At 54.8% G+C, this 13,374-nt stretch carries 12 protein-coding genes; 9 read left to right on the top strand and 3 right to left on the bottom strand.

The annotated features are described in order from the left end of the window. Nucleotides 1–44: 44 nt before the first annotated feature. Entirely contained in the window at nt 45–623 is a 579-nt protein-coding gene (locus C2E16_RS05720) for a lipoprotein (protein WP_038627603.1), read from the bottom strand. 278 nt (nt 624–901) lie between these two features. Between C2E16_RS05720 and bolA the strand changes: the two genes are divergently transcribed. From bolA to C2E16_RS05765, 9 genes are all read left to right on the top strand, one after another. Beyond that, nucleotides 902–1,216: a transcriptional regulator BolA gene (gene bolA / locus C2E16_RS05725; protein WP_038627601.1), complete on the top strand. Its 315-nt coding sequence runs from the start codon at nt 902–904 to the stop codon at nt 1,214–1,216. A 316-nt stretch (nt 1,217–1,532) separates the two neighbouring features. Beyond that, nucleotides 1,533–2,837 carry a trigger factor gene (gene tig / locus C2E16_RS05730; protein ID WP_038627599.1) on the top strand — a complete coding sequence of 435 codons (1,305 nt, stop codon included), beginning with the start codon at nt 1,533–1,535 and terminating at the stop codon, nt 2,835–2,837. Between the two features lie 334 nt (nt 2,838–3,171). Further along, nucleotides 3,172–3,795, top strand: a complete 624-nt coding sequence (gene clpP, locus C2E16_RS05735; RefSeq protein ID WP_084970016.1) for an ATP-dependent Clp endopeptidase proteolytic subunit ClpP — start codon at nt 3,172–3,174, stop codon at nt 3,793–3,795. A 128-nt stretch (nt 3,796–3,923) separates the two neighbouring features. Further along, the gene (gene clpX, locus C2E16_RS05740) at nt 3,924–5,198 is read left to right on the top strand and encodes an ATP-dependent protease ATP-binding subunit ClpX (RefSeq protein ID WP_038627595.1); all 1,275 of its coding nucleotides are present in this window, start codon (nt 3,924–3,926) and stop codon (nt 5,196–5,198) included. Nucleotides 5,199–5,387: 189 nt separating this feature from the next. Next, nucleotides 5,388–7,742, top strand: a complete 2,355-nt coding sequence (gene lon, locus C2E16_RS05745; RefSeq protein ID WP_038627593.1) for an endopeptidase La — start codon at nt 5,388–5,390, stop codon at nt 7,740–7,742. Nucleotides 7,743–7,954: 212 nt separating this feature from the next. After that, nucleotides 7,955–8,227, top strand: coding sequence for a nucleoid-associated protein HU-beta (gene hupB, locus C2E16_RS05750; RefSeq protein WP_038627591.1), 273 nt, complete (start codon nt 7,955–7,957; stop codon nt 8,225–8,227). A gap of 248 nt (nt 8,228–8,475) precedes the next feature. Then, on the top strand, nt 8,476–10,344 hold the full coding sequence (ppiD, locus tag C2E16_RS05755; protein ID WP_038627589.1) for a peptidylprolyl isomerase: 1,869 nt from the start codon (nt 8,476–8,478) through the stop codon (nt 10,342–10,344). A 139-nt stretch (nt 10,345–10,483) separates the two neighbouring features. Then, on the top strand, nt 10,484–10,810 hold the full coding sequence (locus tag C2E16_RS05760; protein WP_038627587.1) for a ComEA family DNA-binding protein: 327 nt from the start codon (nt 10,484–10,486) through the stop codon (nt 10,808–10,810). A gap of 110 nt (nt 10,811–10,920) precedes the next feature. After that, the gene (locus tag C2E16_RS05765) at nt 10,921–11,319 is read left to right on the top strand and encodes an acyl-CoA thioesterase (protein ID WP_038627585.1); all 399 of its coding nucleotides are present in this window, start codon (nt 10,921–10,923) and stop codon (nt 11,317–11,319) included. Nucleotides 11,320–11,475: 156 nt separating this feature from the next. On the opposite strand, the gene queC is transcribed toward C2E16_RS05765, so the two are convergent. Together queC and C2E16_RS05775 are read right to left on the bottom strand one after the other, a co-directional pair. Then, nucleotides 11,476–12,171 (bottom strand): 7-cyano-7-deazaguanine synthase QueC, encoded by a 696-nt coding sequence (gene queC, locus C2E16_RS05770; protein WP_038627583.1) that lies wholly within the window; start codon nt 12,169–12,171, stop codon nt 11,476–11,478. Nucleotides 12,172–12,280: 109 nt separating this feature from the next. Then, entirely contained in the window at nt 12,281–13,315 is a 1,035-nt protein-coding gene (locus C2E16_RS05775; protein ID WP_084970015.1) for a PLP-dependent cysteine synthase family protein, read from the bottom strand. Nucleotides 13,316–13,374: the final 59 nt, after the last annotated feature.

Raw genomic sequence — 13,374 nt, forward strand, 5'->3', positions numbered from 1 at the left:
TTGTGTAGACAGGCCCGGCGATCCTGCCGGGCCGTTAAAGATGATTAACGTGCGTTCTGCTTGATAAAGGCGCTGACGCTGGTGTCCTGCGCCATATCGCTGATAACGTCGCTCAGCGTTGCGTTGACCGCTTTAGTGATTTTATCGTTAGTGGCGTTGAACGCCCCTTCGATGCTGTAGGTCTGACGATAGTTTTTCACCTGTTTATTGCCATTTTTCGCGCTGGCGATAATGGAAATATCCGCCTTGGTGGTGATGCTGTAACGCAGGTTGCCCTGAGTCACGTCGGCATAAAGATTGTTAACCACGATCTGCAGATCGACCGCGCCGTTCGGGCCGACCATATAACCGCGCGCGGTCATCTGTTTCTCCAGCACTTCCTGCAGCAGAAAACGCAGGTCGCGGCTCGGCGTCAGGGTCACCAGCTGGTTGTCGCGGGTGACTTTCGCCAGCGCCTGGTCGGCGCGTTGGTCGGCACCGTTAATGCTGACCGTTACGCCCATCAGGCCAGGGTCCTGTTGGGGAAGCTGAATCGTCGGCTGTACATCAAGCGTATTGCTGTTGGTGGCACAGCCAGCCAGAATAAAGGCAGCCAGCAGGGGGAAAAGGAGTTTTTTTAGCATGCTTATTTTCTCATAGGTCTGAAGGATATTGCTGACAAAACAGCGGCCATCATATCATCGCCTCTCTGTGAAAAAAGCCCTGACGGCGCGTAAATTCATCATCCTGCTTGTTTTTTCATCGGGGTTAAGGGGAGCACGCCGCTGAGCCTGTTGCGACGGCGGCGTTGATAAAGTAACAAGCGGGACAGTTTTTTTCGCCTTATGCAGGGAAACGGGTGAAAACCGACTAATATTTAAAGAGATGAGGCGTAGCTCTCTGCCGTAGAGGAGTGGAAGTCATGATTCGCGAACAAATAGAAGAAAAGTTAAGAACGGCATTTCAACCGGTTCACCTGGAAGTTCATGATGAGAGTTATCGTCATAATGTGCCTGCGGGATCGGAGAGCCATTTTAAAGTGGTGATCGTCAGCGACAGCTTTGCCAACCAGCGCTTTCTGATGCGTCATCGTGCCATTTACAGCACGCTGAGCGAAGAGCTGGCGGGCAGCGTTCATGCGCTGGCGCTGCATACCTATACCCTGAAGGAGTGGGAAGGGTTGCAGGATACCGTACTGGCCTCGCCTAACTGCCGCGGCGCCGGCATGCTGGTCTGAACCTCACTGAATGGTTTTAACGAAACGGCCTGCGGGCCGTTTTTTTTATCTGAATTTTTGACTTTTCGCGGCTGCGTTTGCGCGTTTTCCGCTTATTTTCCGCCAAACTGCGGGTCGGTGCCCGGTTTGCGTTCTCGACGCGGTAAAATGATGCCGCTATAATGCGGCGTCTATTTTTCCGGAATTGCTTCGGGACGCTTCTGGTAACAGGGAATGGGTTCTTCATCAGAGGCCGTCCCGGTTGTTGGATAGCGCAGGCGATGACAGCGTGCGCTATCTGAAGTTGACCGAGCTCGTGATTTTTTGAGGTAACAAGATGCAAGTTTCAGTAGAAACCACTCAGGGCCTGGGCCGTCGCGTTACGATTACTGTCGCTGCTGACAGCATCGAGAACGCTGTGAAAAAAGAGCTGGTCGAAGTAGCGAAGAAAGTCCGTATCGACGGTTTCCGTAAGGGCAAAGTGCCGATGAGCGTAGTGGCTCAGCGTTACGGCGCCTCTGTTCGCCAGGATGTGCTGGGCGACCTGATGCAGCGCAACTTTGTTGACGCCATCATCAAAGAGAAAATCAATCCGGCCGGCGCGCCGAACTACGTGCCGGGCGAATATAAGCAGGGCGAAGACTTTACTTACTCCGTTGAGTTTGAAGTTTACCCGGAAGTTGAGCTGAAAGGTCTGGACACCATCGAGGTTGAAAAACCGATCGTTGAAGTGACTGACGAAGATGTGGACGCCATGCTGGACACGCTGCGCAAGCAGCAGGCGACCTGGAAAGAGAAAGAAGGCGAAGCGGCCGCTGAAGATCGCGTTACCATCGATTTCTCTGGTTCCGTAGACGGCGAAGAGTTTGAAGGCGGCAAAGCCTCTGATTTCGTTCTGGCGATGGGCCAGGGCCGCATGATCCCAGGCTTTGAAGACGGCGTCGTGGGTCACAAAGCGGGTGAAGAATTCACCATCGACGTGAAATTCCCGGAAGATTACCACGCGGAAAACCTGAAGGGTAAAGACGCGAAGTTCGCTATCGTGCTGAAGAAAGTTGAAGAGCGCGAGCTGCCGGAACTGACCGAAGAGTTCATCAAGCGTTTCGGCGTGGAAGATGGCTCCGTTGCCGGTCTGCGCGCTGAAGTGCGTAAAAACATGGAGCGCGAGCTGAAAGGCGCGGTGCGCAACCGTGTTAAAACGCAGGCGATCGACGGTCTGGTGAAAGCGAACGAGATCGACGTGCCTTCCGCGCTGATCGACAGCGAAATCGACGTGCTGCGTCGTCAGGCTGCCCAGCGTTTCGGCGGTAACGAGAAGCAGGCGCTGGAGCTGCCGCGTGAGCTGTTTGAAGAGCAGGCGAAACGCCGCGTTGTCGTGGGTCTGCTGCTGGGCGAAGTGATTCGCACCAACGACCTGAAAGCCGACGAAGAGCGCGTAAAAACCCTGATCGAAGAAATGGCTTCCGCGTATGAAGATCCGCAGGAAGTTATCGAGTTCTACAGCAAAAACAATGAGCTGATGAACAACATGCGCAACGTCGCTCTGGAAGAGCAGGCGGTTGAAGCGGTGCTGGAAAAAGCGAAAGTGACTGAGAAAGCCACAAAATTCCAGGATCTGATGAACCAGACCTCTATGGCCTGATTTTCACGCTTTGTCTGCTGAAAGCCCGCTGCCGTAAGGAGCGGGCTTTTTATTTATCGTTTCCAAAAATGTCTTTTTGTGCGCCTGTTTGGCTAATTAAGCGCCAGAATATCCGGTATCATATTATTCCTGGTTAGCGATTGAAGAAAACGTTGTTATGCTTGAAACAGCGGGGGCACGCCCCCAGATAGCTTTTCGAGTATCTTGAAGAATGTAAGGCTGGCTGATTAACCGTCCGGGTAGCGTCGGAGAGTGGCAGCGTGAAGCGTGGTTTTCATGTTCTCACTTAAGTAGAATCGGTACAGTGCCAATGAAATTTATCCAGGAGACGGTAATGTCATACAATGGCGAACGTGAATTTTCCGCACCTCAGATGGCGCTGGTGCCCATGGTGGTCGAACAAACCTCGCGCGGCGAGCGTTCTTACGACATCTATTCCCGCCTGTTAAAAGAGCGCATCATTTTCCTTACCGGTCAGGTTGAAGATCATATGGCGAACCTGATCGTCGCCCAGATGCTGTTTCTGGAAGCGGAAAACCCTGAGAAAGATATCTATCTGTATATCAACTCCCCAGGTGGCGTGATCACCGCCGGGATGTCGATTTATGACACGATGAAGTTTATCAAGCCGGACGTCAGCACCATCTGTATGGGGCAGGCCTGTTCAATGGGCGCGTTCCTGCTGACGGCGGGAACCAAAGGCAAACGCCACTGCCTGCCTAATTCCCGCGTGATGATCCACCAGCCGCTGGGCGGTTATCAGGGCCAGGCGACCGATATTGAAATTCATGCGCGTGAAATTCTGAAAGTGAAACAGCGCATGAATGAGCTGATGGCGGAACATACCGGCAAATCGCTTGAACAAATCGAGCGTGACACCGAGCGAGATCGTTTCCTCTCGGCGAGTGAGGCAGTAGAGTATGGTTTAGTCGATTCCATACTTACGCATCGCCAATAAGACTCCATCCCGCAGCATGCGCTATAGTTAGAGCGGATAACGGGTGAAGAGTGGCACGAATGAGGGCAGTCAGACTGGCTGCCATCGCCGCATACAGTGCGGACGAAGATAAAAGAAGAGGTTAGCTGATGACAGATAAGCGCAAAGACGGTTCAGGAAAGCTGCTGTACTGCTCTTTTTGCGGTAAAAGCCAGCATGAAGTGCGCAAACTGATTGCCGGGCCGTCAGTGTATATCTGCGACGAGTGTGTTGATTTATGCAATGACATCATTCGCGAAGAGATCAAAGAAGTTGCGCCGCATCGTGAACGCAGCGCGTTGCCGACCCCGCACGAGATCCGCCAACATCTTGACGATTACGTTATCGGTCAGGAAAGGGCGAAAAAAGTGCTGGCGGTGGCGGTCTACAATCACTACAAACGCCTGCGCAACGGCGACACCAGCAACGGCATCGAGCTGGGCAAAAGTAATATTCTGCTGATTGGTCCGACCGGTAGCGGTAAAACCCTGTTGGCGGAAACCTTGGCGCGGTTGCTTGACGTGCCTTTCACTATGGCCGACGCGACGACGCTGACCGAAGCGGGCTATGTGGGTGAAGATGTCGAGAATATTATCCAGAAACTGCTGCAGAAATGTGACTATGACGTGCAGAAAGCGCAGCGCGGCATTGTCTATATCGATGAGATTGACAAAATCTCCCGTAAGTCGGACAACCCGTCGATTACGCGTGACGTTTCTGGCGAAGGCGTGCAGCAGGCGCTGCTGAAACTGATCGAAGGCACCGTCGCGGCCGTTCCGCCGCAGGGCGGACGCAAGCATCCGCAGCAGGAATTTTTGCAGGTTGATACCTCGAAAATTCTGTTTATCTGCGGTGGCGCTTTCGCCGGCCTGGATAAGGTGATTTCCCAGCGTGTAGAAACCGGCTCCGGCATTGGTTTCGGCGCGACGGTAAAAGGGAAATCGCAGAAGGCGACCGAAGGCGAGCTGCTGGAGCAGGTCGAGCCGGAAGATCTGATCAAATTTGGTCTGATTCCTGAGTTTATTGGTCGTCTGCCGGTCGTGGCGACGCTCAGCGAGCTGAGCGAAGAAGCGCTGATCCAGATTCTGCGCGAGCCGAAAAACGCCCTGACCAAGCAGTATCAGGCGCTGTTTAACCTGGAAGGCGTGGAGCTGGAGTTCCGTGACGAAGCGCTGACGGCGATCGCCCAGAAAGCGATGTCGCGTAAAACGGGCGCGCGCGGTCTGCGCTCCATCGTTGAAGCGGCGCTGCTGGACACCATGTACGACCTGCCCTCTATGGACGACGTGGAAAAAGTGGTGATTGACGAGTCCGTCATCGAAGGGCAGTCAAAACCGATGCTGATCTACGGCAAGCACGAAGCGCAGCAGGCATCTGGCGAATAATTCGTCAACGCAACCAGCAAGTTAGTCAATAAAAGGGGGAATTTGTCCCCCTTTTGTTTTTCTCACGCTACTGACATTGAATGTCTGGCAAACATCCCCATATACTCAAATACCTGTGGGTTCCCTGGCACATAGCCTGCACTATGCGGTACCCATCACCTGGCGGACTTTAAACTAAGAGAGAGCTCTATGAATCCTGAGCGTTCTGAACGCATTGAAATCCCTGTGTTGCCGTTGCGCGACGTAGTGGTTTATCCGCACATGGTAATTCCGTTGTTTGTTGGTCGGGAAAAATCGATTCGGTGCCTCGAAGCCGCAATGGATCATGATAAAAAGATCATGCTGGTCGCACAGAAAGAGGCTTCAACGGATGAACCTGGCATTAACGATCTCTTCTCTGTAGGGACCGTTTCCTCTATTTTGCAGATGCTGAAGCTGCCGGACGGCACGGTAAAAGTGCTGGTGGAAGGGTTGCAGCGCGCACGCATTACCCAGCTTGCCGACAATGGCGAGCACTTTTCCGCACAGGCGGAATATCTGGTATCGCCGGAGATTGAAGAGCGCGAGCAGGAAGTGCTGGTTCGTACGGCTATCAATCAGTTTGAAGGCTATATCAAACTCAATAAAAAAATTCCTCCTGAGGTACTGACCTCGCTGAACAGCATTGACGACGCCGCGCGTCTGGCCGATACCGTGGCTGCGCATATGCCGCTTAAGCTGGCGGATAAGCAGTCCGTGCTGGAAATGTCCGACATTAATGAACGTCTGGAATATCTGATGGCGATGATGGAGTCGGAGATTGACCTGCTGCAGGTTGAGAAACGCATCCGTAACCGCGTCAAAAAACAGATGGAAAAAAGCCAGCGCGAATACTATCTGAATGAGCAGATGAAGGCGATTCAGAAAGAGCTGGGCGAAATGGATGACGCGCCGGACGAATATGAAGCGCTGAAGCGTAAAATCGAAGCGTCCAAAATGCCGAAAGAGGCGCGCGAAAAAGCGGAAGCCGAGCTGCAGAAGCTGAAAATGATGTCGCCGATGTCTGCGGAAGCGACGGTCGTGCGCGGCTACATCGAATGGATGGTTCAGGTGCCATGGAACGAGCGCAGCAAGGTGAAAAAAGACCTGCGTAAAGCGCAGGAAACGCTGGACCGCGACCATTACGGCCTGGAGCGAGTTAAAGATCGCATCCTGGAATATCTGGCGGTCCAGAGCCGCGTAAATAAAATCAAAGGGCCGATTCTGTGCCTGGTGGGGCCGCCGGGCGTGGGTAAAACCTCGCTGGGACAGTCCATCGCCAAAGCGACCGGACGCAAATATGTGCGTATGGCGCTGGGCGGCGTGCGCGACGAAGCGGAAATCCGCGGCCACCGCCGCACCTATATCGGTTCAATGCCGGGCAAGCTGATTCAGAAGATGGCGAAGGTCGGCGTGAAAAACCCGCTGTTCCTGCTGGATGAGATCGACAAAATGTCATCCGACATGCGCGGCGATCCGGCTTCCGCGCTGCTGGAGGTGCTTGATCCAGAACAGAACGTGGCGTTCAACGATCACTATCTGGAAGTGGATTACGATCTCTCCGACGTGATGTTTGTCGCGACCTCTAACTCGATGAACATCCCGGCGCCGCTGCTGGACCGTATGGAAGTGATTCGTCTCTCCGGCTATACCGAAGATGAAAAACTGAACATTGCGAAACAGCATCTGCTGCCGAAACAGATTGAGCGTAACGCGCTGAAAGAGAATGAAATCAGCGTTGATGACAGCGCGATTGTCGGTATCATTCGCTACTATACGCGCGAAGCAGGCGTGCGTAGCCTTGAGCGTGAACTGTCGAAGCTGTGCCGTAAGGCGGTGAAAGCGCTGCTGCTGAATAAAGATCTGAAGCGCATCGACATTAACGGCGATAACCTGAAAGATTTCCTCGGTGTACAGCGTTTCGACTACGGCCGCGCCGATAGCGAAAACCGCGTAGGCCAGGTGACCGGCCTGGCGTGGACCGAAGTCGGCGGCGATCTGCTGACCATCGAAACCGCCTGTGTGCCGGGCAAAGGCAAACTGACCTACACCGGCTCGCTGGGCGAGGTGATGCAGGAGTCGATTCAGGCGGCGTTGACCGTAGTGCGCGCGCGTGCGGAGAAGCTGGGCATCAACGGCGATTTCTATGAGAAACGTGATATTCACGTTCACGTGCCGGAAGGCGCGACGCCGAAAGATGGCCCAAGCGCCGGTATCGCCATGTGCACGGCGCTGGTCTCCTGCCTGACGGGCAACCCGGTGCGCGCCGATGTCGCCATGACTGGCGAGATCACGCTGCGCGGTCAGGTATTGCCTATCGGCGGCCTGAAGGAGAAACTGCTGGCGGCACATCGCGGCGGTATTAAAACCGTTGTGATCCCGGATGAAAACAAACGCGATCTGGAAGAGATTCCAGAAAACGTGCTGGCGGATCTGGATGTCCATCCGGTTAAGCGTATCGAAGATGTGCTGGCGCTGGCCCTGCAAAATGCGCCGTACGGCATGCAGGTCGCTACCGCAAAATAGTGATTTACGACAAAATCATTTAAAAAGCGCAGCTGGCAAGTCAAATCAGACTTGCCAGCTTTTTTTTGTGCCGCTAATTTAGAGGGCTGTTGAAGCAGCGACCAAGAGGATTCCCGTTGTTTCGGCTCAACAACCTTGATATAACTGGCTGCGCGTTCGCGGCTGGCTGGAAGCCGCCGCGATAGTGAATAATAAAAGAGGGGATGAATAGAGTGAATAAGTCACAATTGATCGACAAGATTGCCGCAGACGCTGATATTTCTAAAGCGGCAGCTGGACGTGTTTTAGATGCTTTTATTGGTTCTGTTTCTGATTCTCTGAAATCAGGCGAGGAAGTAGCACTGGTTGGCTTTGGCACCTTCTCGGTACGCGAGCGCTCTGAGCGCACCGGCCGTAACCCTCAGACAGGTAAAGAAATTACCATTCCGGCAAGTAAAGTACCGGGCTTCCGTGCCGGTAAAGCGCTGAAAGACGCGGTGAACTGATTTACAGTCGGACTCCATTGCGGCATTTTCTTCGGTGGAGTGAGGACTGACAATGCGTTCTCATGTAACATACGGGCACATCAGGCAATTGATGTGCCTTTTTTTATCCTGTTGCGTGACAAACGCCAGCAGCGAATGTCAGAGCATGGTCGATAATGTCGACCTGAAAAGCAGCAACGCGCACGCCTGCAAGGATGGGGCGCCAGCGTGAGGTTTACATTCACACTACAGCGGAGTGTTGTCATACCATGATGGACAATTTACGCGCGGCGTCGAACCATGTCGTGCTCAAGATTATTCTGGGACTGATTATCCTGTCATTTGTGCTGACCGGGGTCGGCAACTATCTGATTGGCGGCAGCGGCGACTACGCGGCGAAAGTGAACGGCCAGGAGATCAGCCGCGCGCAGCTCGATCGCGCCTTCAACAACGAGCGCAGCCGCCAGCAGCAGATGCTGGGCGAACAGTTCTCTCAGCTGGCAGGTAACGAAGGCTACATGCAGCAGATGCGTCAGCAAGCGCTTTCCCAGCTGGTGGATGAAATGCTGCTCGACCAGTACGCGAAAGATCTGAAACTGGCGATCAGCGATGAGCAGATCAAACAGGCGATCTTCAGCCAGCCGGCCTTCCAGACCGACGGTAAATTCGATAACGCCAAATATCTCGGCATCATCAACAGCATGGGGTTTTCCGCCGATCAGTATGCGGAAGCGCTGCGTAAGCAGCTGACCACGCAACAGCTGATTTCCGCTATCGCCGGCACCGATTTTACCCTGAGCGGCGAGACCGATGCGCTGGCGGCGCTGGTTTCTCAACAGCGCGTAGTGCGTCAGGCCACCCTGAGCGTGGATGCGCTGGCGGCGAAACAGCAGGTCAGCGACGATGAAATTAAAAACTACTACGCCCAGCATAAAAACAGCTTCCTGACGCCGGAGCAGTTCCGTGTCAGCTATCTGAAACTGGACGCGGCCAGCATGCAGCAGTCGGCCAGCGAAGCGGATATTCAGAGCTGGTACGATCAGCATAAGGCGGATTACGTTCAGCCGCAGCGTAATCGCTACAGCGTTATCCAGTTGAAAAGCGAAGCGGACGCGCAGGCGGTGCTGGATCAACTGAAGCAGGGCGGTGATTTCGCCGCGCTGGCGAAAGCGAAATCGATCGATCCGATCTCCGCGCGCAAGGGCGGCGATATGGGCTGGCTGGAGCCTGCCACCACGCCGGACGAACTGAAAGAGGCTAACCTGACCAGCAAAGGTCAGCTGTCAGGCGTTGTGAAATCATCCGTTGGTTTCCTGATTGTGCGTCTTGATGATATCCAGCCGGAGCAGGTTAAGCCGCTGGCTGAGGTGCATGACACCATCGCGGACAAAGTGAAGCAGGAGAAAGCGCTCGACGCTTACTATAAATTGCAGCAGAAAGTCAGCGACGCGGCCAGCAACGATAACGCATCGTTAGCCAGCGCAGAGCAGGCGGCGGGCGTGAAAGCGGTGGAAACCGACTGGTTCAGTCGTGATAGCGTGCCGGAAGCGCTGAACTTCAAGCCGGTGGAAGAGGCGATCTTTAATGGCAGCCTGCTGGGCGCGAACGGTACGCCGGGCAGCAATTCCGATATGATTACCGTCGACGGCGACCGGGCGTTTATTCTTCGTATCAACGAACATAAACCGGAAACGGTAAAAACGCTGGATGAGGTAAAAACGCAGATCGCCGATACGCTGAAGCACAACAAAGCGTTGCAGGAAGCCAAAGCGCAGGCGGAGAAGATCCTTGCCGAGCTGAAAGCGGGCAAACAGGATGCGCTGACGGCGGCGGGCCTGAAGTTTGGTGAAGCGAAAACGCTGACCCGTAACGATCAGGACGCCAGCGTGCAGGCGGTTTTTGCATTGCCGCAGCCGCAGGCGGGCAAACCGGTTTACGGCACCAGCGAAGATATGCAGGGCAACGTCGTGCTGCTGGCGCTGGATGAAGTGAAGGCCGGGAATCTGCCGGACGCGCAGAAAAAAGCGATGGCGCAGGGCATTGCCCAGAACAACGCGCAGATCGCCTTTGATGCGCTGCTGAGCAATCTGCGCAAAGAGGCGAAAATCAAATACGGCGCTGCGGTACAACTGCAGTAAGCCGCGCAAAATCAATGCAAGCCACTGCAAACCAAAAGGCCGCTTTCGCGGCCTTTTCCACATCTGGACTTTGCCTTTTGTATTCATAAAAGCGCGCCGCTACCGTTGCTCCTGCTGTTACACACAAGGAGAAATCAGCATGAATAAAAACACCCTTTCGGCGCTCTGTTTATCATTATCCCTGGGCGCATCCTGCTGGTCGCTGCCCGTTTCGGCGGCAGAAACCGGCGAGGCAGCGGCCGTCAGCGTCGTCAGCCCGCCCGCCGCCGATGGCGCGGTCAGCATTAATACGGCTTCGGCTCAGGAGCTGGCGGCGGCAATGAACGGCATCGGCATCAAAAAGGCGGAGGCGATTGTCAGCTACCGCGATCAGTTCGGCGCCTTTACCGAGCTGGAGCAGCTTAAAGAGGTGCCAGGCATCGGCAGCGCGCTGGTAGAACGCAACCTGCCGCGGCTTAAATTGTGATCCTGTTCCCAGCGCTGGCCGTTCTCATTTCAGTCGCACCGAACGGCTGCTAATCTCTAAGAGGTCATACCAGATGGTGTGATCTCTTACAACAATAAGGCACCCGCGCTATGCAGACTCTGATAAAAGTTCGTGGTTATCATCTGGATGTTTATCAACACGTTAATAACGCGCGCTACCTGGAATTCCTTGAGGAAGCGCGTTGGGAATGGCTGGAACAGGCAGGCGCGTTTCACTGGCTAATGGAAAACAAGCTGGCTTTTGTCGTGGTGAATATCAATATCAATTACCGCAGACCAGCATTGCTGGGCGACGTATTAATCGTCAGAAGCCGACTGGAGCAACTCAACGGCAAAAGCGGCGTTATTCAGCAGGAGGTGCTGCTGGAAGGAGATGGAACGCCCGTCGCCGATGCAGCATTAACCTTTGTCTGTATCGATCTACGGACGCAAAAAACGCTGCCTCTGGAAGGCGATCTGCGCGCGCGTATGGAAACGCTGCTGGAGTGAGAACAAGACGTTTGCGTGGCGGAATCCGGTCAGTCACGCATGGCGGCGGTATCGCGGCAGAAAGAGTCAATGGAGAGGAAAGGGCGTTTTGGCAAACAGCGTCTTGTATAAACAAAAACAGCCGGGAAAATCCCGGCTGTTTCATGGCCAGCAGGCTTAGCGCAGGCCGGTTTTCTGCTTCATGCTCTGCATAACGCCAGGCATATCGTCCTGATAGCTTTTCAATCCGTTGGCGCGCAGATGGCAGGCGGCGCACTCGCCGCAGCCGTCTCCCTGAATGCCGTTGTAGCAGGTCAGCGTCTGCTGGCGCACCAGCGGCAGTTGCTGCCAGTAGTCGGCCAGCGCCCAGGTTTCCGCTTTGTTGAGCCACATCAGCGGCGTTTCAAAACGCACCGCTCTGGCCATGCCAAGCTCCACCGCGTGGTTTAACGCTTTAACGAATTCATCGCGGCAGTCAGGGTAGCCAGAGAAGTCCGTTTCGCAAACGCCGGTAATCACCGCTTCCGCTTCTACCTGATAAGCGTAAATAGAGGCCAGCGTCAGAAAGAGGATATTGCGTCCTGGCACAAAGGTACTGGGCAGGCCAGTCGCGTTGGCGTCATAGTCCGGCACCGGAATGTTATCGCGCGTCAGGCTGCTGATTGCCAGTTCATTCAGCAGCGTTACGTCCAGCACCTTATGGGCGCGTGCGCCAAGCTGAGCGGAGAGCTTGCGCGCCACGTCAATTTCCTGACGATGACGCTGACCGTAATCAAAGGTCACGCAATGCACTTCATCGTACTGCGCCAGTGCCTGAATCAGACAGGTTGTGGAATCCTGTCCGCCGCTGAAAACCACTACTGCACGTTTCATTTGTTCACCTTGATTATCTTACTGGCGCTTATGGTACTTTCGGACAAAGAAGAAAAACAGTCCGGCATTCATTGTTCCTGGGCGACAGAGAAGGAGATGGCGGAAACCGTTATTGCATCTGCTCCAGCCAGGGCGTCAGATCGCCGACGCGCTCAGCGACCCATTCGGCATCGTACCAGGTGTCGAGATAGCGCTCGCCGCTGTCGCACAGCAGAGTGACGACGGCGCCTTTACGGCTTTGCTGTCGCATGCGCTGCGCCGCCCGTATCGCTCCCCAGAAGTTGGTGCCGGTGGACGGCCCCACTTTTCTGCCGAGGATCTGCGCCAGATAGTGCATGGCCGCGGCAGACGCGGCGTCAGGTACGCGCATGACCTCGTCAATAACGTCGGGAATAAACGAAGGTTCGACGCGAGGCCGCCCGATGCCTTCGATGCCACTGCCGCGAGCGCTGCGCAGGCCAGCGTCGCGCGTATGCCAGTAATCGTGAAACACTGAATTTTCAGGATCGACCACCAGCAGGCGCGTCGCATGGCTCTGATAGCGCAAATAGCGGCCGATCGTGGCGGAGGTGCCACCGGTGCCCGCGCCCATTACGATAGTATCCGGCACCGGAAAAGGCTCGCTGGCCATCTGGCGGAAAATGCTGTCGGCGATATTGTTATTGCCGCGCCAGTCGGTGGCGCGTTCGGCATAGGTAAACTGATCCATAAAGTGGCCGTTGAGATCGCGCGCCAGCCGTTCCGATTCTTCGTAAATGACGCAGGGGTCCTGCACGAAATGACTTCGTCCGCCATAAAAGGCGATCTGTTCGACTTTGCGGCGCGCGGTGCTGGCGGGCATGACGGCAATAAACGGCAGACCAAGCAGCCGGGCGAAATAGGCTTCGGAAACGGCGGTGCTGCCTGAGGAGGCCTCGATTACCGGCCTGCCCTGTTTGATCCAGCCATTGCACAGGCCGTAAAGAAACAGAGAACGGGCCAGGCGATGTTTCAGGCTGCCGGTTGGGTGGGTGCTTTCATCTTTGAGATAAAACCAGATGCCCGGAAAGGTGGGCAGAGAGAAACGAATCAGATGCGTTTCGGCGGAACGCTGAAAATCGGCGTTGATCTCGTTGATCGCATAATTCACCCATTCACGGCTCATGTTGATTTTCCTCTTATGGCTCAGCCCAATAAGATTAAGGCATTCACAGGAAAAAAAGT

Origin of the sequence: Mixta calida, from assembly GCF_002953215.1 — a bacterium.
Classification (GTDB): Bacteria; Pseudomonadota; Gammaproteobacteria; order Enterobacterales; family Enterobacteriaceae; genus Mixta; species Mixta calida.

Bases quoted from the DNA above. Each gene is read 5' to 3' on its own strand.
- C2E16_RS05720 (WP_038627603.1), bottom strand. From the start codon at position 623: ATGCTAAAAAAACTCCTTTTCCCCCTGCTGGCTGCCTTTATTCTGGCT.
- bolA (WP_038627601.1), top strand. From the start codon at position 902: ATGATTCGCGAACAAATAGAAGAAAAGTTAAGAACGGCATTTCAACCG.
- tig (WP_038627599.1), top strand. From the start codon at position 1,533: ATGCAAGTTTCAGTAGAAACCACTCAGGGCCTGGGCCGTCGCGTTACG.
- clpP (WP_084970016.1), top strand. From the start codon at position 3,172: ATGTCATACAATGGCGAACGTGAATTTTCCGCACCTCAGATGGCGCTG.
- clpX (WP_038627595.1), top strand. From the start codon at position 3,924: ATGACAGATAAGCGCAAAGACGGTTCAGGAAAGCTGCTGTACTGCTCT.
- lon (WP_038627593.1), top strand. From the start codon at position 5,388: ATGAATCCTGAGCGTTCTGAACGCATTGAAATCCCTGTGTTGCCGTTG.
- ppiD (WP_038627589.1), top strand. From the start codon at position 8,476: ATGATGGACAATTTACGCGCGGCGTCGAACCATGTCGTGCTCAAGATT.
- C2E16_RS05760 (WP_038627587.1), top strand. From the start codon at position 10,484: ATGAATAAAAACACCCTTTCGGCGCTCTGTTTATCATTATCCCTGGGC.
- C2E16_RS05765 (WP_038627585.1), top strand. From the start codon at position 10,921: ATGCAGACTCTGATAAAAGTTCGTGGTTATCATCTGGATGTTTATCAA.
- queC (WP_038627583.1), bottom strand. From the start codon at position 12,171: ATGAAACGTGCAGTAGTGGTTTTCAGCGGCGGACAGGATTCCACAACC.
- C2E16_RS05775 (WP_084970015.1), bottom strand. From the start codon at position 13,315: ATGAGCCGTGAATGGGTGAATTATGCGATCAACGAGATCAACGCCGAT.